Origin of the sequence: Microbacterium sp. LjRoot45 (genome assembly GCF_964253325.1) — a bacterium.
Classification (GTDB): Bacteria; Actinomycetota; Actinomycetes; order Actinomycetales; family Microbacteriaceae; genus Microbacterium.
Genome location: NZ_CAXUQM020000001.1, coordinates 2437320 through 2459186, shown reverse-complemented (window position 1 = coordinate 2459186; position 21867 = coordinate 2437320). Strand labels below are relative to the sequence as shown.

24 protein-coding genes and 1 tRNA gene are annotated in these 21867 nt (G+C 68.7%); 16 read left to right on the top strand and 9 right to left on the bottom strand.

Annotation, left to right across the window (positions count from 1 at the left end; all coding sequences use genetic code 11):
- The first annotated feature begins 75 nt into the window (after window positions 1–75).
- From ACSQ18_RS11705 to rplA, 7 genes are all read left to right on the top strand, one after another.
- Window positions 76–513 carry a pyridoxamine 5'-phosphate oxidase family protein gene (locus ACSQ18_RS11705; protein ID WP_436037540.1) on the top strand — a complete coding sequence of 146 codons (438 nt, stop codon included), beginning with the start codon at window positions 76–78 and terminating at the stop codon, window positions 511–513.
- Between the two features lie 166 nt (window positions 514–679).
- Window positions 680–752 (top strand) — tRNA-Trp (locus tag ACSQ18_RS11700).
- A 69-nt stretch (window positions 753–821) separates the two neighbouring features.
- Window positions 822–1085 carry a preprotein translocase subunit SecE gene (secE, locus tag ACSQ18_RS11695; protein WP_144806091.1) on the top strand — a complete coding sequence of 88 codons (264 nt, stop codon included), beginning with the start codon at window positions 822–824 and terminating at the stop codon, window positions 1083–1085.
- A gap of 67 nt (window positions 1086–1152) precedes the next feature.
- Window positions 1153–2199 (top strand): transcription termination/antitermination protein NusG, encoded by a 1047-nt coding sequence (gene nusG, locus ACSQ18_RS11690; protein WP_436037538.1) that lies wholly within the window; start codon window positions 1153–1155, stop codon window positions 2197–2199.
- Window positions 2200–2544: 345 nt separating this feature from the next.
- Window positions 2545–3375, top strand: a complete 831-nt coding sequence (locus tag ACSQ18_RS11685) for an endonuclease domain-containing protein (RefSeq protein ID WP_436037536.1) — start codon at window positions 2545–2547, stop codon at window positions 3373–3375.
- A gap of 338 nt (window positions 3376–3713) precedes the next feature.
- Complete coding sequence (rplK, locus tag ACSQ18_RS11680; protein ID WP_144806088.1) at window positions 3714–4145, top strand: 50S ribosomal protein L11; 432 nt, start codon at window positions 3714–3716, stop codon at window positions 4143–4145.
- Between the two features lie 13 nt (window positions 4146–4158).
- Entirely contained in the window at window positions 4159–4848 is a 690-nt protein-coding gene (gene rplA / locus ACSQ18_RS11675) for a 50S ribosomal protein L1 (RefSeq protein ID WP_144806087.1), read from the top strand.
- 66 nt (window positions 4849–4914) lie between these two features.
- Here rplA and ACSQ18_RS11670 read toward each other — a convergent pair whose 3' ends face one another.
- Window positions 4915–5196, bottom strand: a complete 282-nt coding sequence (locus tag ACSQ18_RS11670) for an acylphosphatase (RefSeq protein WP_436037534.1) — start codon at window positions 5194–5196, stop codon at window positions 4915–4917.
- A 46-nt stretch (window positions 5197–5242) separates the two neighbouring features.
- On the opposite strand from ACSQ18_RS11670, the gene ACSQ18_RS11665 reads away from it, so the two are divergent.
- Window positions 5243–5590 (top strand): iron chaperone, encoded by a 348-nt coding sequence (locus tag ACSQ18_RS11665; protein WP_436037532.1) that lies wholly within the window; start codon window positions 5243–5245, stop codon window positions 5588–5590.
- Between the two features lie 67 nt (window positions 5591–5657).
- Here the strand turns inward: ACSQ18_RS11665 and ACSQ18_RS11660 are convergent, their stop codons facing one another.
- The gene (locus tag ACSQ18_RS11660) at window positions 5658–6308 is read right to left on the bottom strand and encodes a LysE/ArgO family amino acid transporter (RefSeq protein ID WP_436037530.1); all 651 of its coding nucleotides are present in this window, start codon (window positions 6306–6308) and stop codon (window positions 5658–5660) included.
- A gap of 70 nt (window positions 6309–6378) precedes the next feature.
- Here ACSQ18_RS11660 and ACSQ18_RS11655 point away from each other — a divergent pair, with 70 nt between their 5' ends.
- Window positions 6379–7260, top strand: a complete 882-nt coding sequence (locus ACSQ18_RS11655; RefSeq protein ID WP_436037528.1) for a LysR family transcriptional regulator ArgP — start codon at window positions 6379–6381, stop codon at window positions 7258–7260.
- A 20-nt stretch (window positions 7261–7280) separates the two neighbouring features.
- Here ACSQ18_RS11655 and ACSQ18_RS11650 read toward each other — a convergent pair whose 3' ends face one another.
- The 4 genes from ACSQ18_RS11650 to ACSQ18_RS11635 form a co-directional block, all read right to left on the bottom strand.
- Entirely contained in the window at window positions 7281–8312 is a 1032-nt protein-coding gene (locus ACSQ18_RS11650) for an NADP-dependent oxidoreductase (protein WP_436037527.1), read from the bottom strand.
- Between the two features lie 134 nt (window positions 8313–8446).
- A complete protein-coding gene (locus ACSQ18_RS11645; protein ID WP_436037525.1) occupies window positions 8447–8905 on the bottom strand; it encodes a MarR family winged helix-turn-helix transcriptional regulator in 459 nt (152 codons plus the stop codon).
- A 10-nt stretch (window positions 8906–8915) separates the two neighbouring features.
- Complete coding sequence (locus ACSQ18_RS11640; RefSeq protein ID WP_436037524.1) at window positions 8916–10607, bottom strand: MDR family MFS transporter; 1692 nt, start codon at window positions 10605–10607, stop codon at window positions 8916–8918.
- Window positions 10608–10781: 174 nt separating this feature from the next.
- Complete coding sequence (locus tag ACSQ18_RS11635) at window positions 10782–11471, bottom strand: YqaJ viral recombinase family protein (RefSeq protein ID WP_436037522.1); 690 nt, start codon at window positions 11469–11471, stop codon at window positions 10782–10784.
- 137 nt (window positions 11472–11608) lie between these two features.
- Between ACSQ18_RS11635 and ACSQ18_RS11630 the strand changes: the two genes are divergently transcribed.
- The 3 genes from ACSQ18_RS11630 to rplL all read left to right on the top strand — a co-directional run bounded on the left by ACSQ18_RS11630 (window position 11609) and on the right by rplL (window position 13810).
- Window positions 11609–12568: a DUF4349 domain-containing protein gene (locus ACSQ18_RS11630; RefSeq protein WP_436037521.1), complete on the top strand. Its 960-nt coding sequence runs from the start codon at window positions 11609–11611 to the stop codon at window positions 12566–12568.
- 292 nt (window positions 12569–12860) lie between these two features.
- Window positions 12861–13376 carry a 50S ribosomal protein L10 gene (gene rplJ, locus ACSQ18_RS11625; protein ID WP_301037909.1) on the top strand — a complete coding sequence of 172 codons (516 nt, stop codon included), beginning with the start codon at window positions 12861–12863 and terminating at the stop codon, window positions 13374–13376.
- A 44-nt stretch (window positions 13377–13420) separates the two neighbouring features.
- Entirely contained in the window at window positions 13421–13810 is a 390-nt protein-coding gene (gene rplL / locus ACSQ18_RS11620) for a 50S ribosomal protein L7/L12 (RefSeq protein ID WP_144806078.1), read from the top strand.
- Window positions 13811–13882: 72 nt separating this feature from the next.
- On the opposite strand, the gene ACSQ18_RS11615 is transcribed toward rplL, so the two are convergent.
- A complete protein-coding gene (locus ACSQ18_RS11615) occupies window positions 13883–14938 on the bottom strand; it encodes a LacI family DNA-binding transcriptional regulator (RefSeq protein ID WP_436037518.1) in 1056 nt (351 codons plus the stop codon).
- A 236-nt stretch (window positions 14939–15174) separates the two neighbouring features.
- Between ACSQ18_RS11615 and ACSQ18_RS11610 the strand changes: the two genes are divergently transcribed.
- The 3 genes from ACSQ18_RS11610 (at window position 15175) to ACSQ18_RS11600 (ending at window position 18711) form a co-directional block, all read left to right on the top strand.
- Entirely contained in the window at window positions 15175–16512 is a 1338-nt protein-coding gene (locus ACSQ18_RS11610; protein WP_436037516.1) for an ABC transporter substrate-binding protein, read from the top strand.
- 103 nt (window positions 16513–16615) lie between these two features.
- On the top strand, window positions 16616–17755 hold the full coding sequence (locus ACSQ18_RS11605; protein WP_436037515.1) for a carbohydrate ABC transporter permease: 1140 nt from the start codon (window positions 16616–16618) through the stop codon (window positions 17753–17755).
- Window positions 17755–18711 carry a carbohydrate ABC transporter permease gene (locus ACSQ18_RS11600; RefSeq protein WP_144806074.1) on the top strand — a complete coding sequence of 319 codons (957 nt, stop codon included), beginning with the start codon at window positions 17755–17757 and terminating at the stop codon, window positions 18709–18711. The genes ACSQ18_RS11605 and ACSQ18_RS11600 overlap by 1 nt, the downstream gene beginning before the upstream one ends.
- Window positions 18712–18800: 89 nt before the next feature.
- Here the strand turns inward: ACSQ18_RS11600 and ACSQ18_RS11595 are convergent, their stop codons facing one another.
- A complete protein-coding gene (locus ACSQ18_RS11595) occupies window positions 18801–19580 on the bottom strand; it encodes a DUF305 domain-containing protein (RefSeq protein ID WP_436037513.1) in 780 nt (259 codons plus the stop codon).
- A 13-nt stretch (window positions 19581–19593) separates the two neighbouring features.
- Entirely contained in the window at window positions 19594–20325 is a 732-nt protein-coding gene (locus tag ACSQ18_RS11590; protein ID WP_436037512.1) for a DUF3105 domain-containing protein, read from the bottom strand.
- 212 nt (window positions 20326–20537) lie between these two features.
- Here ACSQ18_RS11590 and ACSQ18_RS11585 point away from each other — a divergent pair, with 212 nt between their 5' ends.
- Complete coding sequence (locus ACSQ18_RS11585; protein WP_436037511.1) at window positions 20538–21863, top strand: multidrug effflux MFS transporter; 1326 nt, start codon at window positions 20538–20540, stop codon at window positions 21861–21863.
- The last annotated feature ends 4 nt before the right edge of the window (window positions 21864–21867 follow it).

The window sequence follows — 21867 nt, the reverse complement described above, 5'->3', positions numbered from 1 at the left end:
GCGCACGCCGGACGGGCCGGGATTATTCCGGCCCGTCCGGGTGCGGAGCGGGCCTCGGAGGAGGACCATGGTGTCATGGACGACAAGAGTGCGGTCATCACCTACCTGACCGACGAGGAGTGCTTCGCACGCCTCGGCGAGCACCAGCTCGGGCGCCTGGTCACCCACGCGGGCGACATCCTCGACATCTTTCCGGTGAACTACACGGTCGATGCCGGGACCATCGTGTTCCGTACCGCGGAGGGCAGCAAGCTCACGGAACTGTCGATCAACGACGAGGTCCTGTTCGAAGTCGACGACTACACGGCGACGGATGCCTGGAGCGTCATCGTGCGCGGCCATGCGCAGCGCCTCGAGACGTCGGACGAGGTCCGCGCGGCCGACGAGCTGCCGCTGACTCCGTGGATCCCGACGCTGAAGTACAACTACGTCCGGATCGTTCCCGCCTCGCTGTCGGGCCGGCAGTTCCGGCGGGGCGAAGAGCCCGATCGCTACGGCATCCAGCAGTACTGAGGGCGGCGTCCGGTTCGCGCGCCGTCGCGGATGCCGTACACTTGTGGACGCAGTTGTCTGCATTCTTTCGTCATGCCCGCGGGTCGCCATACGGCCCGTTCCGGTTACGGTGGAGGGGTGCAGGAGACTGTGCAGCATCCGGAGCGGATCTCGCACGAGGTCCCTTAGGGCGGTAGCTCAATTGGCAGAGCAGCGGTCTCCAAAACCGCAGGTTGCAGGTTCGATTCCTGTCCGCCCTGCGCGTCAGCGTTCGCGTTGACACACGTCCCAGCACCGAGCTGGAACGACGCATTCATACAGGTGGGTACATGGTCCAGGACGAGGCGAACAGCGAGATCGTCGCGGTCGGCGGCGCTTCCCGTGAGAAGAAGCTCAACTTCTTCCAGCGCATCGCCCTGTTCATCCGTCAGGTCTTCGCCGAGCTCCGCAAGGTCGTCACTCCGACCCGGCAGGAGCTGGGGAAGTTCACGGCGGTCGTGCTGGGCTTCGTCGTCGTCATGATGGCGCTCGTCTACGGCCTCGACCTGCTGTTCACCTGGGTCGTGAACGTCGTCTTCGGCGTGCCGAGCTGAGCGGAACACTCGCTCGCCCCACGCGCCGCGCTTGACGGCATCCGACCAACCGACGGAAGAGAACCAATTGTCTGAGAAGTACACGGACGACGCCGACTGGGCGACCGCTGCCGAGCAGTCCAGCGAGGACGACGAGGCCCAGGAGGGCAACTACCTCGCAGACCAGGAGCGCTCCGTGGAACCCGCCGAGCACGTCGCCCTCCACGTCGTCGACGAGGACTCCGACGACGAGGCCGACGCGGACGCCGACCTGGACGACATCGACATCGACGACCCGGAGGCCGACGCCATCGTGAACGACGCACTCGAGATCGACCACGCCGAGGAGGCGGAGGCCGCCGCCGAGGTCCTCACCGACTCGCTCGCCGAGGAGCAGGCCGAGGCTGCCGCCCAGGCCGCCGAAGAGGTCGCCCCGTACGACGGACCCGAGCTCGGTGACGACGACGAGGCTGCCGAGGTGTCCGACGCCGACGAAGAGGCCGCCGACGAAGACCTCGACCCGTACGAGGCCTACCGTGCCGAGCTGCGCAGCCTCCCGGGCAAGTGGTACGTCATCCACTCCTACGCCGGCTTCGAGCGCAAGGTGAAGGCCAACATCGAGCAGCGCAAGTCGACGCTCGAGGTCGAGGAAGACATCTACCAGATCGAGGTCCCCATGGAGGACGTCGTCGAGATCAAGAACGGTCAGCGCAAGATGGTCACGCGCGTCCGGATCCCCGGCTACGTGCTCGTTCGCATGGAGCTCAACGAGGACACCTGGTCGGTCGTGCGCCACACGCCCGGCGTCACGGGCTTCGTGGGCAACGCCCACAACCCCACGCCGCTGCGCTTCGAAGAGGCCTTCAACATGCTGAAGTCCCTCGTGCAGGTCACCGAGGCTGCTCCCGCCAAGGGCGGCGCCGCCAAGGGCCAGGCCACGCAGTCGCGTGCGATCCCGGCCGAGGTCGACTTCGAGGTGGGCGAGACCATCACGATCAAGGAGGGCTCGTTCGCGGGTCTGCCCGGCACGATCAGCGAGATCAAGCCCGAGAGCGGCAAGCTCACGGTGCTCGTGTCGCTCTTCGAGCGCGAGACCCCCGTCGAGCTGTCGTTCGACCAGGTCACCAAGCTCTGACGCACCGCTCTTCGCACGCGCCCCGCCCGGTTTCGGACGGGGCGCGTGTGGTTTGTGTGGTGCGCGTGGGGGCGTGGGGTGCTGTGAGGTGTGCGCGGGGGCGTGCCTCGGGTGCGCGTGGGGGCGCGCGGAGCTGTGAGGTGTGCACGATCGCGGAGATGTGCGCGATCGCGGATGCCGCGGCCGCATCCGGTCCGCGATTCGGCACATCTCCGCGATTCTGCGCAGCCGGGCGCATGCCGAGGTGGCGCACGCGTCTCCTCCCCAGCGGTGCAGATCGACGTGTCCTTCACGGATAGCAATCGCGCCGCGATGGGGCAGGCGACGGTCGCTCAGCATGAGGGTATGACTGATCTGTTGGCCGCCGTACGGGATGCCGGGGGAGTAGCCCGCGTGTCCGCCCTCCGAGCCCGGGGTCAGCCGCGTCGCGGGATCGACCATGCCGTCGCGAGCGGCGCGCTCGAGCGTCCTCGCAACGGCTGGGTCGCTGCGCCGGAAGCGGACCCCCTGCTCGTGGCCGCGGCGCGAGCAGGGGTCGTGCTCACGTGCCTCACGCAGGCGCGGCGGCTCGGCCTCTGGGTGCTGCACGAGCCTCAGGTGCACGTGGCCGCGCCGCCGCACGCGCACGTGGGTGATGTGCGGGAAGGCACGCGTGTGCACTGGTCGCGGCCGGTGGTGCCCCGGCATCCGGACTCGCTGGTCGACCCCATCGAGAACGTGCTGTCGCTGTTGGCGGGCTGCGTTCCGCACGAGGAAGCGCTCGCCGTCTGGGAGTCGGCGCTGCGCCAGGGTGCGGTCACGCGCGAAGCGCTCCGGCGCCTGCCGATGCCGACGACGGCTCGCATGCTGCTCGAGGAGTGCTCGTTGATCTCGGACTCGGGCCTCGAGACGTTCATACCGCTGAGGCTGCGCTTCCTTCGCCTGCCGATCCGCCAGCAAGTGCGGCTGGCGGGCCATGCGGTGGACTTCCTCCTCGGCGACCGGTTGGTACTGCAGGTCGATGGAGGTCACCACGTCGGTCCGCAGCGGCGCAGCGACATCGATCACGATGCGAGGCTGACGCTCCAGGGCTATCACGTCATCCGCGTCGACTTCGCGCAGGTCGTGGCGGGGTGGCCGGAGGTGCACGACCTGATCGTCCGCGCCGTGGCCCAGGGCCTCCACCTCGCGCGGTGAGGGGGTGCGATGGTGTGGGTGCGGCGTTCGACATGGAGTGGGGCGGCGCGGGTGAATCTGCGGAGATGTGCAGAATGACGGATGCCTCGCGCGGCAGCACTCCGCGATCCTGCACATCTCCGCGATTCTGCTTGGCAGCAGGCAGCAGGCAGCAGGCAGCAGGCAGCAGGCAGCAGGCGGCAGCAGGCAAGAGCGGATGCCGTGGCATCCGTGATCGGGTAGACTTGAGCGGTTGCGCGCGTGTCGTGCGACGACCCCACCACCGTCAGGAACCGCCTGATCCGTGGAAGCGCGCCCGCTGAGCATCCGCTCGCAGGCGCTCGACAGAAGGAAAGAGAATGGCACCGAAGAAGAAGGTGACCGGCCTGATCAAGCTCCAGATCAACGCCGGTGCCGCCAACCCGGCGCCGCCGATCGGCCCCGCGCTCGGTCAGCATGGCGTCAACATCATGGAGTTCTGCAAGGCGTACAACGCGGCGACCGAGTCGCAGCGCGGCAACGTCATCCCCGTCGAGATCACCGTCTACGAGGACCGCAGCTTCACCTTCATCCTGAAGACCCCGCCCGCGGCGGAGCTCATCAAGAAGGCCGCCGGTCTGCAGAAGGGTTCGGCCACGCCGCACACGACCAAGGTGGGCAAGCTCACCAAGGACCAGGTGCGCCAGATCGCCGAGACCAAGCAGCCCGACCTGAACGCGAACGACCTCGAGGCTGCCTCGAAGATCATCGCCGGCACCGCCCGTTCCATGGGCATCACGGTTGAGGACTGAGGGGAAGACGCACATGGCTAAGTCCAAGGTTTACGAAGCAGCCGCGGCCAAGATCGACCGCGACACGTTCTACACGTCCACCGAGGCCGTCGTCCTCGCCAAGGAGACGGGCTCGAAGAAGTTCGACTCCACCGTCGAGGTCGCCCTGAAGCTCGCGGTCGACCCGCGCAAGGCCGACCAGATGGTCCGCGGCACGGTCATCCTGCCGCACGGCACGGGCAAGACCGCCCGCGTCATCGTCTTCGCCACGGGCGCTGCGGCCGAGGCCGCGATCGCCGCAGGCGCCGATGAGGTCGGCGGCGCCGAGCTCATCGAGAAGGTCGCCGCCGGCTGGACCGCGTTCGACTCGGCCGTTTCGACGCCCGAGCTCATGGGCCAGGTCGGCCGTCTCGGTAAGGTGCTCGGTCCCCGTGGCCTCATGCCCAACCCGAAGACCGGCACCGTGACCCCCAACCCGGCCAAGGCCGTGGAGGAGATCAAGGGCGGCAAGATCGAGTTCCGCGTCGACAAGCACGCCAACGTGCACTTCGTCGTCGGCAAGGCCTCGTTCTCGGCCGAGCAGCTCGACGAGAACTTCAAGGCTGCGCTCGAGGAGATCATCCGCCTCAAGCCCTCCAGCTCGAAGGGTCGCTACATCCAGAAGGGCGCCGTGTCGACCACGTTCGGCCCCGGCATCCCGCTGGACGTCAACTCGCTCGCCTGATCCCACGGGTTCAGGAACAGCGCGAAGGGCCTCACCTCCGGGTGGGGCCCTTCGTCGTGCGTGCCGTCAGCCGTCGGCGCGCACCTCGAACGACGTCGCAGCGGATGCCGAGGCCTCGAGCTCGGTGACGTGCGCGCGCGTCACCGACGACCCTCGCGGGCCCTCCGCCATCCACGCGAGCACCTCGTCCACTTGCGAACCGGTGCCCTGCACCTCGGCCTCGACCGTGCCGTCGCGGAGGTTGCGCACCCAGCCCGAGACGCCGGCCTCTCGCGCGACCATCCGCATCGTGTAGCGGTAGCCGACGCCCTGCACGGAGCCTTCGACGATGACGTGGACGCGTCTCATCGCTCCATCCTGGCATCCGCTTGCGTGCCGGTGGGAGGATGCCGTCATGGGCACGATCGATGACTACCTCGCCGCACTCGACCCCGCTGACGCCGCCGTGATCGGTCACGCGTATGACCTGGCGCGCGAGGTCGTACCGGATGCCGCGCAGGGACTCGGTTACGGGATGCCGGCGCTCATCCACCGCGGGAAGCCGCTCGTGTCGCTCATGCGCGCGAAGTCGCACATCGGCGTCTATCCGTTCAGCCCCGCGGCCATCGTGGAGATCGATGATCTGCTGGACGGTGTCGATCGAGCGAAGGGGACGATCCGATTCGATCCGGCCGCCCCGCTTCCGGACGCGACCGTGCGGGCGCTCGTCGAGGCGCGGCGACGCGAGATCGACGGCGCCTGAGCCCGGGCGACGCCCACCGTCGGCAGAGGCCCGCCGCCGCCGAAACCTCAGCGCCAGCCGGACGGACTCAGGGCCAGACGAGGCTGACGGCGATCGCGATCATCACGACCGCGATGACACCGTCGAGGATGCGCCAGGCGCGCGGCGTGGCGAGCCAGCGGCCCAGGTAGCGTGCGCCGACGGCGAGACCGAAGAACCAGACGACGCTGGCGATCACCGCCCCGGCGGCGAACCACCATCGCTGCTCGCCGTGCGTGCTCGCGACGGAGCCGAGAAGGAACACCGTGTCGAGGTACACGTGCGGATTGAGCCACGTCAATGCCAGGCACGTCAGCAGCACCGGCGTGAGCCGCGTGGCGGTCGCGGTGCCGGCCCGACCGTCCTGCTCGCGCGCTGCGGACGACCCCGCCGGCTCGACGCGCAGCGCCGCGCCGCTCGGGCGGAGGGCCCGCCGGGCGGCGAGCAGTCCGTAGACGAGGAGGAACGCGAACCCGGCCCATCGCACGACATCGACGAGCCAAGGCACCGTGTGGAGCACGAGACCGAGCCCCGAGACGCCCAGCACGATCAGCACGGCATCCGACACGGCGCACACCGCGGCGACGGCCAGGGCGTGCTGTCGCCTGATGCCCTGGCGCAGCACGAACAGGTTCTGGGCGCCGATCGCGACGATGAGGGAGAGGCCGAGACCGAGACCCGCGATGAGGGAGGGGAGCACGTCGTCGACGCTACGGCGTCGCCTCGAATGAAGTCCAGTTCAGGATTCTTCAGTCGCGTAAGCTGAGCTCATGCACCTGTCGGCGGAGTTCGCCCGCACGCTAGCCGTCGTGCTCGACGAGGGCAGCCTGGATGCCGCGGCGCGCCGCCTCCACATCACCCCTTCCGCCGTGAGCCAGCGCATTCGCGCGCTCGAGGAGCAGGTGGGGCGTGTCCTGCTCGTGCGGGCGCGACCCGTGCGGCCGACCGACGCCGCGCACGCCGTGGTGCGCTACGCGCGGCAGCTGGCCCTCCTCGAGCACGACGCCGTCGCGGAGCTGGGCTCGGAAGAGGATCAGGTGACGATCCCGCTCGCCGTCAACGCGGACTCGCTGGCGACCTGGTTCCTCGCCCCGCTCGCGCGGCTGACGGCATCCCGCTCCGTCGTGTTCGACCTGCACCGCGACGACCAGGACTTCACGGCGGCGCTCCTGGAGGCGGGCACGGTGATGGGGGCGGTCACGTCGCGGGCGGATGCCGTCGCCGGCTGCCGTGTCGTACCGCTCGGCGTCATGCGCTACGAAGCGGTCGCCACCGCGTCGTTCGTCGCGCGGTGGTTTCCGGACGGTGCGGGTACGGCATCCCTCGCTCGAGCTCCACGCGTCGACTTCGACCGTCGCGACGACCTGCAACGCCAGTGGCTCGCCGACCGTGGCGGGGGAGGCGACGGCGGACCCCGTCACTTCGTGCCCGCATCGCACGACTTCGCGGTCGCGATCGGGCTCGGGCTCGGGTGGGGTCTGCTCCCCGGCTTCCAGTCGGCGGAGGCGCTGGCCGACGGCAGGCTGGTGCGCCTGGGCGGGGCGCCGGTCGACGTTCCCCTGTACTGGCAGCAATGGAATCTCCGCTCCCCGCTGCTCGACGCCGTCGCCGACGAGGTCGTCGCCGAGGGGCGCCGCGTGCTCGCCTCCTGACGGGGCCGACGAAAGTCGGGTCAGGCGTCGCCGACGCGCAGGACGATCTTGCCGCGCGAATGCCCGCGCTCGAGTTCGACGTGGGCCTCCGATGCTTCGGCCAGGTCGAAGACCCGGTCGATGTAGACCTGGATGGCGCCGGAGTCGAGCAGTCGGGCGAGAGTCGAGAGCACGCCTCCGTCGGGGACGACCTTGTACGACGTCGCCCGCACCCCGGCCTCGGCGGCCGCCTCGGCGTAGCCGGGCCAGGAACCGCTGGGCACCATGATGTAGAGGCCGCCGCGCCGCAGCACCGAGAGCGAACGGCTGCCGGTGTCGTCGTGGACGTTGCCGACCAGGTCGATCACGACGTCGACCTCTCCGACGACGTCCTCGAAGCGGGTCGTGGCGTAGTCGATCGTCACGGCGGCGCCGAGTTCGCGCAGCCACGGGAGGTTCCGTTCCGAGCCGGTGGCCGTCACGTGCGCGCCGAAGTAGGCGGCCAGTTGCACGGCGAAGTGCCCGACCCCACCGGAACCCGCGTGGATGAGCACGCGCTGACCCTCGTGCGCGTGCGCCGTCTCCACGACGAGGCCCCACGCCGTCAGTGCGGCCAGGGGCACGCCGGCGGCTTCGACGTGGGAGAGCGAGGAGGGCTTGCGGGCGACGGACAGCGACGGCACGACGACGTACTCGGCGTAGCTGCCGCCCGAGCGCGGGAACGGCACCATGCCGAACACCTCGGTGCCGGGCGGCAGCGGGTGAGCCTCGTGCGGCGCGGAGATCACGACGCCGCTGAAGTCGAACCCGAGGGTGCTCGGATGCCGATCGATCCCGCCGTGGACGCCCGCACCGGCGCGGGTCTTCGCGTCGATCGGGTTGGTGCCGGCCGCGACGACGCGCACCAGCAGCTCGCTCATCACGGGCGACGGCACGGGCACCGTGCGTGCCTGCAGGACGTCGGCCGCACCGGGGGCGTCGAACACGATCGCGCGCATCTCCTCAGGCGGGACCACCGCGTCGGCGGTACCCGTGACCGCGTGGGGTGAGGTGCGCAGGGGACGGAACTTCATGGGACGCTCCTTCCGCGCGCATGTCTACGTCGGCAGCACTCGTTGCTGGTGCAGACAGTCAATCGCGGGATTGTCTCAGTCGTGTTACGTCGGTGCTACCAAGCTGATCGCCTACGGACGTGACCCCTGATCGCCTAGGGACGTGACCCCGTGGTGAGCGCGTGCAGCAGCCGGGTGAGGCTGCGGATGTCGTCGACGGGCCAGTCCTCGAGGTTGCGCAGCAGCAGGTCCTCTTGCGGCAGGCGGGCGGCGGAGAGTCGCTCGAGACCCAGCACGGTGGGGGAGAGCAGGCTCGACCGTCGGTCGCGCGGATCGGGTGCGCGCTCGATGAGGCCGAGTTCCTCGAGCTCCCGCACGGTGCGTGAGAGCTGACCCTTGTCGACGAGCAGGTCGTCGGCCAGCGCCGACTGCGTGATCGACTCGCGGCGGACGATCGTCGTGAACACCTTGTACGCGCCGGGCAGCATCCCGGGACTCACCCGATTCGCATTCTCGGTGAGGATGCGGCGGAAGTGATTGATGAGCTCCCCGAACTGGGCCTCGAGGGCGCGCACCGCGTCGGTGCGCGCCTCTCGGGTATCGGTGGTCGACATCGGATCGACCCTAGCGCGTCGCCTTGCCGCGCCCGGGGGATGCGGCATCCACGGTCGGGACGGCGCCGGTCGCGGTCAGCGTGCCCATGGCCTGCGGCGCGGACACGGTGGCGAGGTCGGCTTCGCCGGCCTGCAGCCGCTCGGTCGTGGTCATGGTCGTGAGCGGCTTGTTCGGCAGGAAGACGATCGCCAGCAGGCTCAGGACCGCGAACGGCACGGCGATGAGGAACGAGTGCGAGATCCCGTTGGCGTAGATGTCCTCGAATACGACGCGCAGGGCCTCCGGCATCGCCGACACCTGCGGAAGCGTTCCCGACTGCAACTGCTCTGCCCACGTCTGCGCATCGGCGCCGAGGGATGCCAGGGCGGTGCGGATGTCGTCGGCCCGCTCGGTCACGAGCTCCGTGACGCGCGTGGCGAGCGCCGCTCCCATGACCGAGACGCCGACGGTGCCGCCGAGGCTCCGGAAGAACGTGACGCCGGAGCTGGCGACGCCGATCTGGCTGGGTTCGGTGGTGTTCTGCACGACGAGGACGAGGTTCTGCATCGTCATGCCGACGCCGGCACCGAGGAGGAACATGTAGATCGACACGAGGGTGAAGTCGGTGTCGTAGTGGATGGTCGACAGCAGCGACGATCCGGCGATGAGGAACACGGCACCCACGACGAGGAACGCCTTCCACTTGCCGAACCGGGTGATGAGCGCGCCGACGCCGATCGAGGCGACGAGCAGTCCGCCGATCATGGGGATCGTCATGATGCCCGCTTCGGTGGGCGTCGCGCCGCGCGCGAGCTGCATGTACTGGCTGAGGAACACGGATGCACCGAACATCGCGATGCCCGTGGCGATAGAGGCGATGACCGACAGGGTGAAGGTGCGGTTGCGGAAGAGCGTGAGCGGCACCAGCGGCTCGCGGGAGCGCAGCTCGACGATCACGAACAGCACGGAACCGACGATCGCGCCGCCGACCATGAGCACGGTCTCCGTGCTCCACCAGTCGAACGAGTCGCCGGCGAGGGTCACCCAGATGAGCAGCAGCGACACCGACGCCGACAGCAGTACGATGCCGATGTAGTCGATCGACGCCTTCTTCTTGGCGCGGGCCGGAACGTGGAGGGTCTGCTGCACCAGGATCAGCGCGACGATGGCGACCGGCAGTGCGACGAAGAAGTTCCATCGCCATCCCCACGCATCGGTGATGACGCCGCCGAGGAGCGGACCGCCGATGGTCGCGACGGCCATCACGGCACCGAACAGGCCCATGTAGCGGCCGCGCTCGCGCGGGCTGATGATGTCGGCCATGAGCACCTGGCTGAGGGCGGCGAGACCGCCGGCGCCGATGCCCTGCACGGCGCGGAAGGCGATGAGCATCTCGGGGTTCTGCGAGAAGCCCGCCGCGGCGGTGGCGAGCACGAAGATGACGATCGCGAGCTGGTACAGCACCTTGCGGTTCGTGAGGTCGGCGAGCTTGCCCCAGATCGGGGTGGAGATCGCGGTCGTCAGCAGGGTCGCGGTGACGACCCACGTGAAGGCGGCCTGGGTGCCGTCGAGGTCGTGGATGATGACGGGGAGCGAGGTGGACACGACGGTCGATGCGAGCATCGACACGAACATGCCGAGGAGGAGGCCGGAGAGTGCTTCGAGCACCTGCCGGTGGCTCATCCGAGGCTTCTCGACGGCGTCGGGAGTGGAAGAGGACATGCGGTTCCTTGCGGCTTTTAGTTGATATAGGTCAACGGTTGAGATCGGTCAACTATAAGCTCAATCGTTGACACGCGTCAACTATTCCCGCAGGCACGAACGAATCCTGCCGTGAGCGCGCCGAATGTCGTCGGGGAGCGCGTCGGATGCCGACGGGCGTCGGCGACGGGAGGGTCAGTCCGCGAGGGCGAGCGCGCGGAAGGGCTCACGCGGGCGTGGCGGAACGGCATCCGTCGGGGCCATCGGCGCGCGGCGCAGCGTCGTGCGGCGGTAGAGCTCGTCGATCAGTTCGGTGGCGAGGCCCACCAGGTGGCGGATCTCGCGCTCGTCGCGATCGACCCAGGCGCACCGCGGCTCATCGCCCACCGGCACGAAGTCGGAATGCTCCTCCCAGACCACGAGCGTGCGCTCGGCGCCCAGGACGTGCTGCTGCCACCACACTTGCCGCAGATACGTGCGGGGGATCGAGCGCCACGTCTTGTTCGTCGTCTTGATCTCGCACAGCGTGACGCGGCCCGCCGGGTCGACGGAGATGCCGTCGGGGGTCGCGAGGTGGCGCTTCTCGACCTCGGCGTGGAAGAGCGCGGAGGACGGCTGGATGGCGTGGGTGGCGGCCACCCACGCGGCGATCTCGGGCTCGCGGCGACGGCCGTGGGCCGTGTACGCGTTGCCGGAGAAGCTCGAACCGCCCGACAGCTTGGCGTCGGCGGCGCGCTGGATCGCCTTGCCGCTCGTGAGCTGAGCGACGTCGGTGGCGGTGATGCCGCGAGAGCGCGCTCGCATCCAGCTGACGCGGTCGCGCGAGTCGGCGATGATCCGGGATGCCAGGTGAGGCGCGACGCGTGCGATGGCCTCCGGACTCATGTTTCGAGGGTAGCCCGCGCATCCGACGTGCTCCCGCACGACACCCGGGTGCGCGCACCGCGAGGTCTCGTCGGGGGAACAGCGATCGTTATGGGACCGACACGCGCCGTCAGTCGGCCGCCCAATACGGTCAGAGAATGGGCCTCGATGCGACCTCCACCCGATCCCCCCGACGTCGACCGCTGGCCGCGATGCTCGTCGCGTCCGCGCTGATCGTGCTGGCGCTGGCGGGATGCTCGGCGATGAGCGGTGCGTCGGATGGCGGCGGAGTGCCCGAAGGTGTCGTCGACGACGGCGGGGTGGAAGGCGGCGGCGAGATCGCGGAGGAGGGGCGCTCGGTCATCGTCGAGGGGTGGATGGCGATCTCGGTCGACGACGTCGTGTCCGCCTCCGCCGACGCGCAGGGCATCGTCGCGCGAGCCGGTGGCCGCATCGATGCCCGCGAGGAGTCGACCGAGGAGGGCGGGGAATGGTCGACGCTGACTCTCCGCGTGCCGGCAGCGGCGCTCGACGCCGTCGTGGAGGATCTCCGCGGCCTCGGCGAGGTGGATCGCGTGTCGACGTCGTCGACCGATGTGACGGGCGCCGTCCGCGACGTGGACGCCCGCATCGCGGCGCTCGAGACGACTCTCCAGCGGCTCACGGCCTTCCAAGACAAAGCGACGCGCGTCGACGACCTCCTCGAGATCGAACGTGAGGTCAGTGCCCGCCAGGCCGAGCTGGAGAAGCTCCGGGCCGAGCAGCAGTCCTACGCCGAGCGGGTGGACTACTCCTCCCTCGAACTGGAGCTGCACCCGGTCGGAACGGCCCAGCCGCTGCCCGGCACGTTCGGTGACGGCTTCGTGACGGGGTGGAACGCGCTCGTCGCCTTCGTCGGCGTCCTGCTCGTCGTGTTCGGCGCGATGCTGCCGTGGCTCGTCGTCGCGGGGCTCCTGACGGTTCTCATCATCTGGCTCGTCCGCCTCCTCGGCCGCGCCGCCGCGCGCCGTCGCGCCGCCCGCGCACCCGAGGTCGCTCCGCAGGGCGGGCCTCCGGCCGGTCAGCCGGTCATGTCGCAGGGCGAGCGAGAGCCGTCCGAGGCTCCGCCGGCATCCTGACCCGGGCGCTCCGGCATCCGGGCCGCGTCGGCGCTGGCGCCGATTTTGGCTCGACCGTCTTGTGCCGTAGACTTCGGGTAAGCCAAAGACCGCTGGTCTCGGTGGTGCCCGCGAGGGTGCCGTCGATGAAGCTCTGCATTGCAGGGGCCCGCGCAGGTACACGAACTCCTCGGGAAACCGAATCGAAGCTCCGTGCGCTTGCGCCGGAGCTTTTGTCATGTTCGGGGTCGACCAGCGCGCGGAGGCTGACGCACCGCCACCGCGGCGCGTCACGCACACACAAGGAGTGGCCATGGCGCAGAAGGAAGCATCGGTCGCCGAGCTCACGAAGCACTTCGAGGACTCGACTGCCGTTCTGCTCACCGAGTACCGCGGTCTGACGGTTGCCCAGCTCAAGGAGCTGCGCAACACGATCCGTCAGGACGCGGAATACGCCGTGGTGAAGAACACGCTGACCAAGATCGCCGCGCGCAACGCGGGGGTCGAAGGTCTGGATGACGAGCTCAAGGGCCCGTCCGCCATCGCCTTCGTGCACGGTGACCCGGTCGCCGTCGCGAAGGGCCTGCGTGCCTTCGCCAAGGCACACCCTCTGCTGGTGATCAAGGGCGGGTACTTCGACGGTGCCGCCCTGACCGCCGACGAGGTGAACAAGCTCGCCGATCTCGAGAGCCGTGAAGTCCTGCTGGCGAAGCTCGCCGGTGCGATGAAGGCCTCGCTGACCAAGGCGGCCTACGTCTTCAACGCGCTCCCGTCGAAGGCCGTTCGCACGGTCGACGCGCTGCGCGAGAAGCAGGAGTCCGCGGCCTGAATCCGGGCTTCGGCATAGTACAACCCCAATCAAGGAGAATCATCATGGCAAAGCTCAGCACTGAGGAGCTGCTCGAGGCGTTCAAGGAGCTCACGCTCATCGAGCTCAGCGAGTTCGTCAAGGCGTTCGAGGAGACCTTCGACGTCACCGCCGCCGCTCCCGTCGCGGTCGCCGCTGCCGGCGCCCCCGCCGGTGGCGCCCCCGCCGAAGAGGCCGAGGAGAAGGACTCGTTCGACGTCGTTCTCGAGGCCGCCGGCGACAAGAAGATCCAGGTCATCAAGGTCGTCCGCGAGCTCACCTCGCTCGGCCTGGGTGAGGCGAAGGCCGTCGTCGACGGTGCTCCCAAGGCTGTCCTCGAGGGCGCCAACAAGGAGACCGCCGAGAAGGCCAAGGCCGCTCTCGAAGAGGCCGGCGCTTCGGTGACCCTGAAGTAATCTCGCTCACGCGAATCGAAGGCCCCCGGGTTCATCCCGGGGGCCTTCTGCGTGCGGTCACTGTCCGTGCGGTCACTCCGTGGCCGTGCCGCGGATGAGGTCGGCGTCGAGCACGGCGGAGCTCTGTGCGTCGACGGCCGAGGTGGTGCTGCGCACGATGAGGCGCGCGTGCATCTGCACGTGGGTGATCGGACGGTCCGGATCGGCGATCTGCGCGAGCAGCATCTCGACGGCGGCGCGCCCCTGTTCCCGCGGCACCTGCTGGAGGGTCGTCAGCGAGAACATCTCCGCGTACTCGTGGTCGTCGATGCCGACCACGCTGAGCTCGCTCGGAACGTGGATGCCGAGGCGTCGTGCCGCGATGATGGCACCGACGGCGACCTCGTCGCACACCGCGACGATGCCGGTCGGCCGCTGCCGCGCATCGCCCAGCAGGTCGACGGCGGACTGGTAGCCGCCGGGGAGCGAGACCTCGGAGCGCACGTGGCGGATGCGGTCGCTCATGCCCGCTTCGGACATGGCGCTCTCGTACCCGGAGAGCCGCTGACGGTCGACGTGGGCCCAGTGCACCCCCGTGCCGCCACCCAGGAAGGCGATCTGCGTGTGACCGAGCCCCAGCAGGTGCTCGGTCGCGCGCCGCGCCGCGTAGTCGTCGTCGATCGCGATGAGACTGGCATCCTCGCCCGAACCGACCACGCTGACGATGGGGCGTCCGATCTGCACGAGCTGCTCGAGCTCGTGATCCTGCGGCTCCAGTCCGACGGCGATGAGACCGTCGAACCGCTTGCGCGCCAGGAAATCGCCGAAGATGCGGTCGCGCCCCGGCGTTCCCGGTTTCGCGTCGTAGAGCGTCAGGTCGAGGCCCCGTTCCAACAGCGCCTGCTGGATGCCTTCGAGCACTTCGGCGAAGAACCAGCGGTTGACGTAGGGCATGACCACGCCGATGTTCTGCGTTCGGCCCGTCGCGAGGCTCACGGCGCTCGTGGAGGGCACGTAGCCGAGCTCGTCCGCCACCTCCCGCACGCGCTGCCGCGTAGCATCCGAGACGTATCCGCTGCCGGTCAGAGCACGACTGGCCGTCGCCTTCGAGACGCCCGCGCGAGCGGCGACCTCTGCGATGCCGGCCATGAACTCCCCTTCGAGTCGGAACGGGGGAACTCTATCCGATTTCCCCCCGCTTATGGAACCGGTTGCGTTGCCGGTCATCGTCGAGTATCCGCGGAATCCCGGCCCGTTATCGGGTTGTGATGTGGGTGATGTTGTGAGTTCCCTGGCCGTTCCCCTAGCCTGTGCTGGAAGCGGTTCCCTATCGGGGAATCGGCGTGCGCCCGGAGCCTTCCGGGCACTCAACGAGGAGGAATCACATGGGGATGGCACAGCGACGTCTACTCGCCCCGCTCGCCGTCATCGGCGTTGCCGGCATCGCGCTCGCAGGCTGCAGCGGCGGCCCGGGATCGGGTAACAACGGCAACAACGGCTCGGAAGGTACCGACGACAACGTCGTCACCGTCTACGGCACGATCGCCGACACCGAGGCCGAGCTGCTCGAGCAGTCGTGGGCCGACTTCGAGGCGGAGTCCGGCATCGACATCAAGTACGAGTCGTCGAAGGAGTTCGAGGCGCAGATCGCCGTCCGGGCGCAGGGAGGCAGCGCACCCGACATCGCGATCTTCCCGCAGCCGGGACTCATGGCCGACATCGCCAACCTCGGCTACCTGAAGGAAGCCCCCGACGCCGTGAAGGCCAACGTCGAATCCGGCTGGTCCGAGGACTGGGCCAACTACGGCACGGTCGACGGCACGCTCTACGGCGCGCCGCTCATGGCATCCGTCAAGGGCTGGATCTGGTACTCGCCGTCGTTCTTCGCGGACAACGGCTACGAGGTTCCGACCGACTGGCAGGGCCTGCTCGACCTGACGGCGCAGATCCAGGCCGACACCGACCAGCCGCCGTGGTGCATCGGCTTCGGCTCGGACGCCGCGACCGGCTGGCCGGGCACCGACTGGATCGAGGACCTCGTGCTGCGTCAGTCGGGTACGGAGGTCTACGACAAGTGGATCGCGAACGAGACGCCCTTCACCGACCCGGCCATCAAGTCGGCGTTCGACGAGTTCGGCAAGATCGCGCTGAACCCCGACTACGTCAACGCCGGATTCGGCGGCACCGACACGATCGTGACGACGCCGTTCGGCGACCCGGCACAGGCTCTCGTCGACGGTGACTGCGCGCTGCACCACCAGGCATCCTTCTACGACGGCTTCGTGACCGACGCCGGCGGCGAGGTCGCCGAAGACGGCGACATCTGGGCCTTCCTGATGCCTCCGTACGAGGCCGGCGGCGCCAGCGACGGCGCAGTCGTCACCGGTGGTGGCGAGATCGTCGCCGCGTTCGACGACGCCGAGTCGACCCAGAAGGTGCAGGAGTACCTCTCCAGCCCCGAGTGGGCCAACTCGCGTGTGTCGCTCGGCGGTGTCATCAGCGCCAACAAGGGCCTCGACCCGGCCAACGCCTCCAGCAACATCCTGAAGGCGGCCATCGAGATCCTCCAGGCCGAGACCACCACGTTCCGCTTCGACGCCTCCGACCTCATGCCGGGCGCCGTCGGTTCGGGCACGTTCTTCAAGGGCATGGTCGACTGGGTGAACGGCACCGACACCGACAGCGTGCTCCAGCAGATCGAGTCCGGCTGGCCGTCCGAGTGATCTGACAGCGAGTGGGACCGTCCCGGAAGGGGCGGTCCCACTCCCCACTCTCCCGGCGGTAGCCCGCCGCCGCCGAGTCCGATGTCGCACTCGAAAGGCTTCCATGACCATTCAAGACTTCTTCCGGTGGCTGTCCACCCTCAACCCGTGGCTGGAGATCGTCGTCATCATCGGCGTGTTCCTGGCCGTGGTGGCACTCATCCTGTTCCTCATCGAGATCGCGCCGCGACCCGGGCGCGTCTACACGATCATCCGATTGATCGCCTGCGTGGTGGGCCCTGCGCTCGTCCTCGTGATCATGCAGTCCTGGGTCGAGGCGGCGGCAGCCGCCGCGGTGCTCGGTCTGCTGTTCTTCTTCCTCGATAAGCGCGCCAAGGGCGGCGCGGGATCGATGTTCCAGCTCGTCGGATTCCTGACGCCGGCGCTCGCGCTGCTGATCGTCGGTCTCGTCATCCCGACGGTCCAGACGATCTTCCAGGCGTTCATGAACCGCACCGGCGACACGTTCGTCGGCTTCGAGAACTTCGCGTGGATCTTCACGCAGCCGCAGAACGTGCGCGTCATCATCAACACGATCCTGTGGGTGCTGATCGCGCCGGTCATCTCGACGATCGCGGGACTCGCCTACGCGTACTTCATCGACAAGACGCGCGGTGAGAAGTACTACAAGATCCTCGTGTTCATGCCGATGGCGATCTCGTTCGTCGGGGCATCGATCATCTGGCGCTTCATGTACACGGCGCGTCCCGAGGGACAGAACCAGATCGGCTTCCTGAATCAGGTGATCGTGTGGTTCGGGGGAGAGCCCTACAACTTCCTCGCCGACGACCCGTGGAACACGTTCTGGCTCATCGTCGTCTTCATCTGGATCCAGACCGGTTTCGCGATGGTGGTGCTGTCGGCCGCGATCAAGGGTGTGCCCGGTGAGCAGCTGGAAGCGGCGGAGCTCGACGGCACGAACGCGTGGCAGCGCTTCATCAACGTCGTCGTGCCCGGCATCCGTCCCGCGCTGATCGTCGTGCTGACGACCATCTCGATCGGATCGCTGAAGGTGTTCGACATCGTCCGGACGATGACCGCCGGTGCCAACAGCACCTCGGTGCTCGCGAACGAGATGTACACGCAGTTCCGCAGCTTCGAGCAGGGCCGGTCTGCGGCCTTCGCGCTGATCCTGTTCGTGCTGGTGCTCCCGATCGTGATCTACAACGCCGTCCAGCTCAAGAAGCAGAGGGAGATCCGCTGATGACCGTCGCACCCGCAGCCCTGTCGGTCGACGACCAGACGGCACGTCGCGTGAAGCGCGGCGAGAAGAAGATGTTCACCGGTACGAAGAAGCGCCTCAGTTCGCCGTGGGCGACGGCGGCGGCGCTCATCATCGCCGCCGTGTGGACGGTCCCGACGTTCGGACTCTTCCTCACCTCGTTCCGCCCTCGCGAGTTCATCAACACCACCGGTTGGTGGACGATCTTCGAGAACTGGGGCTTCACGCTCGACAACTACGCGACCGCGCTCCAGACCGGCAACAGCCAGCTGAACATGGCGGGGGCGTTCGTGAACTCGTTCGCGATCACCCTGCCGGCCACGGTGCTGCCGATCGCGATCGCCCTCCTGGCGGCCTACGCGTTCGCGTGGATGGACTTCCGCGGCAAGAACATCCTCTTCATCGGGGTGTTCGCGCTGCAGATCGTGCCGATCCAGATGGCGCTCATCCCCGTGCTGCAGTTCTTCGCGCGGGGCGAGATCCTCGGGTTCCCCGTCATCGAGGCGTTCGGCTCCGTCGGGTACGCCCAGGTGTGGATCGCGCACACCATCTTCGGCCTGCCGCTGGTGATCTACCTGCTCCACAACTTCGTCTCGGAGATCCCGGGCGAGGTCATCGAGGCGGCACGCGTGGACGGTGCCGGTCACGGACAGATCTTCTTCCGGATCATCCTGCCCCTGACCGCTCCCGCCATCGCGTCGGTCGCGATCTTCCAGTTCCTCTGGGTCTGGAACGACCTGCTCGTCGCGCTCATCTTCGCCGACGGCAACGTGGCACCGATCACGAAGCTGCTCGCCGAGATGACCGGCAGCCGCGGTCAGGACTGGTATCTGCTCACGGCCGGTGCGTTCATCGCGCTGATCGTGCCGCTGATCGTGTTCCTGTCACTCCAGCGCTTCTTCGTCCGCGGCCTGCTGGCCGGGTCGACGAAGGGCTGACGCAGAGGCAACAGCCCGGCAGCATCCTCATCGGGGTCGCACACATCACGTGTGCGGCCCCGATGTCCGTGTCGGCACCGATGTCGGCGTCAGCCGGTGCAGCCGAGTCGCTGCTGCATCGAGGTCATGGCGTCGATCTCGAACTGCTGCGCGTTCTTCATCCGTTCGGCCACCGCGAGCACCTGCGGGTCGCTGCCGAGTTCGAGCACCGCGTCGGCCATCGGGATGGCGCCCTCGTGGTGGCGGATCATCAACGTGAGGAACGTGCAGTCTGCGGCCCCGCCCGTGGCGTCGGCGAGTTCCGTCAGTTCGGCGTCGCTGGCCATGCCCATCGCAACGCGCGCCTCCTCCTCGGTGAGCGGGGCGTCGCTCGTCCCGCCATGCTCGTGGCCGGCCTCGGATGCCGACATCCACTGCATCGTCGGTCCGCCGATCTGGGGGAGACCCCACTGCACGAGCCACCCGTACAGGAGACCCTTCTGCTCGGACTGTCCGGTGGCGATGTCGTACGCGAGCGTCCGCAGGTCACCGTCGGACGTCTTCCGATAGATCGTCATCGCCATGTCGATCGCCTGGGCGTGGTGCACCTGCATGTCGCGAGCGAACCCTGCTTCCGCGGAGGTGTCGGCGGGTGTCGTGGGGGCGATGTCGAAGGCGGAGAATCGACCGATCGCGAACGCCGTCCCGGCCACCGCGAGGGCGACCAACAGCACGGCCCACCACGGCGGGAGGGTGCGCGCGTCGGACGCCGCGGGCTCCGTCGTCGCGGGCTCCGTCGTCGCGGGCTCCGTCGTCTCGGGCTCCGTCGTCTCGGGCTCCGTCGTCTCGGGGTCCGTCGTCTCCGCTTCCGTCGTCTCGGGGTCCGTCACGATCGTCGCCGGGTCAGGACTGCTTGCCCGGGGCGTCGAGCGCTCCCGTGCAGGCGGCGTTGGGCTCGGGCGCGCTCGTGCTGCGCCAGTACGCGCTGAGGAACTCGCCGATGCGGGCGTCGTCGGCCGAGTCGACCTGGATCTGGGCATTCCAGGCGCTCACGACGATGGGCGAGGGGAGGCCGTCGTACGGCGAGAGGATGACGTAGCTCGACGGCAGCTGCGACCGCAGGGCGGACACCTCGGACTCACCGACGCGAGCCGGGTCGTACGTGATCCACACGGCACCGTGCTCGAGCGAGTGGACGGCGTTGACATTGGGAACGGCCTCGGAGTACACGCCGCAGTTGAGCCAGACGGGGTTGTGGTCTCCGCCGGCCGGCGGGGTCTGCGGGTAGGTCACATCGCCCTCGACGTGGGTGGCGGTGTTGGTGAAGGTCTCGAGGCCCGTGATGCCCGCGCCGTCGCCGTCGCCGCGCTCGAGGGTCACCGGTCGCGGCGTGAAGAGGATCGACGCGACGACGAGGGCGACGACGGCCAGACCGGCGGTCGACCCGACGACCCACCAGAGGAGCTTGCTGCGGCGGCGCTTCTCGAGCTGACGCTGGTACTCCGCGAGCTTGGCCTGCTTCTGCGCCTCGCGCTGCTGCTTGGCGGTCTGGGCGATCTTGGCCTGCGTCGCGGGGTTTCCGCTCGCACGCTGGTTCGACGAAGAAGGCTGGCCGGACGAAGAAGTCGGGGTCATGTGCGTGATCTCGGCTCGGGGGGCGATGGGAGCGTCCGCGCGATGCGCAGGGGCGGGTCAATTCTATGCACCGGCATGAGCCCGGATGCTGGGAAAGCGCTAAGATCGATATGCCTTCGAATCGATTCGGCACCGCCCACCGCAGGAACTTCTCCGCTTATCCGGGCGCTCATGCTCTTCGATCCTCCGTCTCCTCCCCTCGTCAGGACCTCGTGCGCGACAACGCTTCCCCCTCCGATCCAGCCGCCCGTCCCACCGCCACCGGCGCCATCCGCACCCTCGGCGCGCACCCCGCGACGGCGCCGATCGTGCTGCATCCGGGTGACCGCATCCCCACCTCGCGCCGGGTGCTCTACGTCATCCTCCTCGGCGCCCTCACGGCGCTCGGCCCCTTCACGATCGACCTCTACCTGCCGGCCTTCCCCGTGCTGCGCGAGGACTTCGGGACGACGGATGCTGCGATCCAGCTCACCCTGACCGGCACCATGATCGGCTTCGCGCTCGGGCAGCTGATCGTCGGCCCGCTGAGCGACAAGGTGGGGAGGCGGCTGCCGCTCCTGGCGGTGACGGCTCTGCACGTGCTGGCCAGCACGGCGGCCGCGCTCGCGCCGTCGCTCGAGCTACTGTCGGCGGCGCGTGTGCTCATGGGCGCGGGCGCTGCGGCGGGCGGGGTCGTGGCGGCGGCGATCGTCCGCGACCTGTTCGGCGGACGCCGGCTGGTGGTCATGCTGTCGCGGCTCGCACTGGTCTCCGGGGTGGCACCGGTGCTCGCCCCGCTCGTGGGATCGGGCCTGCTCCTGGTCACCTCCTGGCGCGGGATCTTCGGCGTGCTCGCCGTCTACGGCGCGGTCATGCTGATCTCGGCCATCGTGTTCATCCCGGAGACGCTGCCCAAGGCGCGGCGACAGGATCGCGGGGCGACCACCGTGTGGCAGCGCTACCGGAGCGTCTTCAGCGACCGCGTCTTCATCGGCGTGCTCATCATCGGCGGCATGACCTTCTCGGGCCTGTTCTCCTACCTCTCGGCGTCGTCGTTCCTGTTCCAGGAGTCGTACGGCTTCGACGCGCAGCAGTACGGCCTGCTCTTCGCGGCCAACTCCCTGGGCGTCGTGCTCGGCGTGCAGGTGGCCGCGCGTCTGGCAGCTCGGTTCGGTCCGCAGTGGGTGCTCGCCTGGTCGACGTCGGTGCTCGCCGTGGCCGCGGTGGCCATCATCGTCACCGATCAGCTCGGCCTCGGGCTCTGGGGCACCGTGGTGCCGCTGTTCTTCTTCATGACCGCGTGCGGGTTCACCTTCCCCTGCGTGCAGGTGCTCGCCCTCGACCGGCACGGCAACGCCGCCGGCACCGCGCAGTCGATCGTCGGCGCCACGAACTTCGGCGTAGCCGGGATCATCTCGCCCCTCGTCGGCTGGATCGCGAAGGATGCCGGTATCACCGCCACCACGATGGCATCCGTCATGGTCGGCTGCGCCGTCATCGGATTGGCGTCGCTGTGGCTGATCGTGCGGCCCCGGTCGGTGGAGCGCCTCGCGCCCTGACGCC

What these genes read in the sequence shown, in the direction of transcription:
- ACSQ18_RS11685 (WP_436037536.1), top strand. Translation starts at nt 2,545, where the DNA reads ATGACTGATCTGTTGGCCGCCGTACGGGATGCCGGGGGAGTAGCCCGC.
- rplJ (WP_301037909.1), top strand. Translation starts at nt 12,861, where the DNA reads ATGGCGCAGAAGGAAGCATCGGTCGCCGAGCTCACGAAGCACTTCGAG.
- ACSQ18_RS11610 (WP_436037516.1), top strand. Translation starts at nt 15,175, where the DNA reads ATGGGGATGGCACAGCGACGTCTACTCGCCCCGCTCGCCGTCATCGGC.
- rplL (WP_144806078.1), top strand. Translation starts at nt 13,421, where the DNA reads ATGGCAAAGCTCAGCACTGAGGAGCTGCTCGAGGCGTTCAAGGAGCTC.
- ACSQ18_RS11645 (WP_436037525.1), bottom strand. Translation starts at nt 8,905, where the DNA reads ATGTCGACCACCGATACCCGAGAGGCGCGCACCGACGCGGTGCGCGCC.
- ACSQ18_RS11705 (WP_436037540.1), top strand. Translation starts at nt 76, where the DNA reads ATGGACGACAAGAGTGCGGTCATCACCTACCTGACCGACGAGGAGTGC.
- ACSQ18_RS11650 (WP_436037527.1), bottom strand. Translation starts at nt 8,312, where the DNA reads ATGAAGTTCCGTCCCCTGCGCACCTCACCCCACGCGGTCACGGGTACC.
- ACSQ18_RS11655 (WP_436037528.1), top strand. Translation starts at nt 6,379, where the DNA reads ATGCACCTGTCGGCGGAGTTCGCCCGCACGCTAGCCGTCGTGCTCGAC.
- ACSQ18_RS11605 (WP_436037515.1), top strand. Translation starts at nt 16,616, where the DNA reads ATGACCATTCAAGACTTCTTCCGGTGGCTGTCCACCCTCAACCCGTGG.
- rplK (WP_144806088.1), top strand. Translation starts at nt 3,714, where the DNA reads ATGGCACCGAAGAAGAAGGTGACCGGCCTGATCAAGCTCCAGATCAAC.
- ACSQ18_RS11630 (WP_436037521.1), top strand. Translation starts at nt 11,609, where the DNA reads ATGGGCCTCGATGCGACCTCCACCCGATCCCCCCGACGTCGACCGCTG.
- ACSQ18_RS11600 (WP_144806074.1), top strand. Translation starts at nt 17,755, where the DNA reads ATGACCGTCGCACCCGCAGCCCTGTCGGTCGACGACCAGACGGCACGT.
- ACSQ18_RS11640 (WP_436037524.1), bottom strand. Translation starts at nt 10,607, where the DNA reads ATGTCCTCTTCCACTCCCGACGCCGTCGAGAAGCCTCGGATGAGCCAC.
- ACSQ18_RS11665 (WP_436037532.1), top strand. Translation starts at nt 5,243, where the DNA reads ATGGGCACGATCGATGACTACCTCGCCGCACTCGACCCCGCTGACGCC.
- rplA (WP_144806087.1), top strand. Translation starts at nt 4,159, where the DNA reads ATGGCTAAGTCCAAGGTTTACGAAGCAGCCGCGGCCAAGATCGACCGC.
- ACSQ18_RS11615 (WP_436037518.1), bottom strand. Translation starts at nt 14,938, where the DNA reads ATGGCCGGCATCGCAGAGGTCGCCGCTCGCGCGGGCGTCTCGAAGGCG.
- secE (WP_144806091.1), top strand. Translation starts at nt 822, where the DNA reads ATGGTCCAGGACGAGGCGAACAGCGAGATCGTCGCGGTCGGCGGCGCT.
- ACSQ18_RS11670 (WP_436037534.1), bottom strand. Translation starts at nt 5,196, where the DNA reads ATGAGACGCGTCCACGTCATCGTCGAAGGCTCCGTGCAGGGCGTCGGC.
- ACSQ18_RS11635 (WP_436037522.1), bottom strand. Translation starts at nt 11,471, where the DNA reads ATGAGTCCGGAGGCCATCGCACGCGTCGCGCCTCACCTGGCATCCCGG.
- ACSQ18_RS11590 (WP_436037512.1), bottom strand. Translation starts at nt 20,325, where the DNA reads ATGACCCCGACTTCTTCGTCCGGCCAGCCTTCTTCGTCGAACCAGCGT.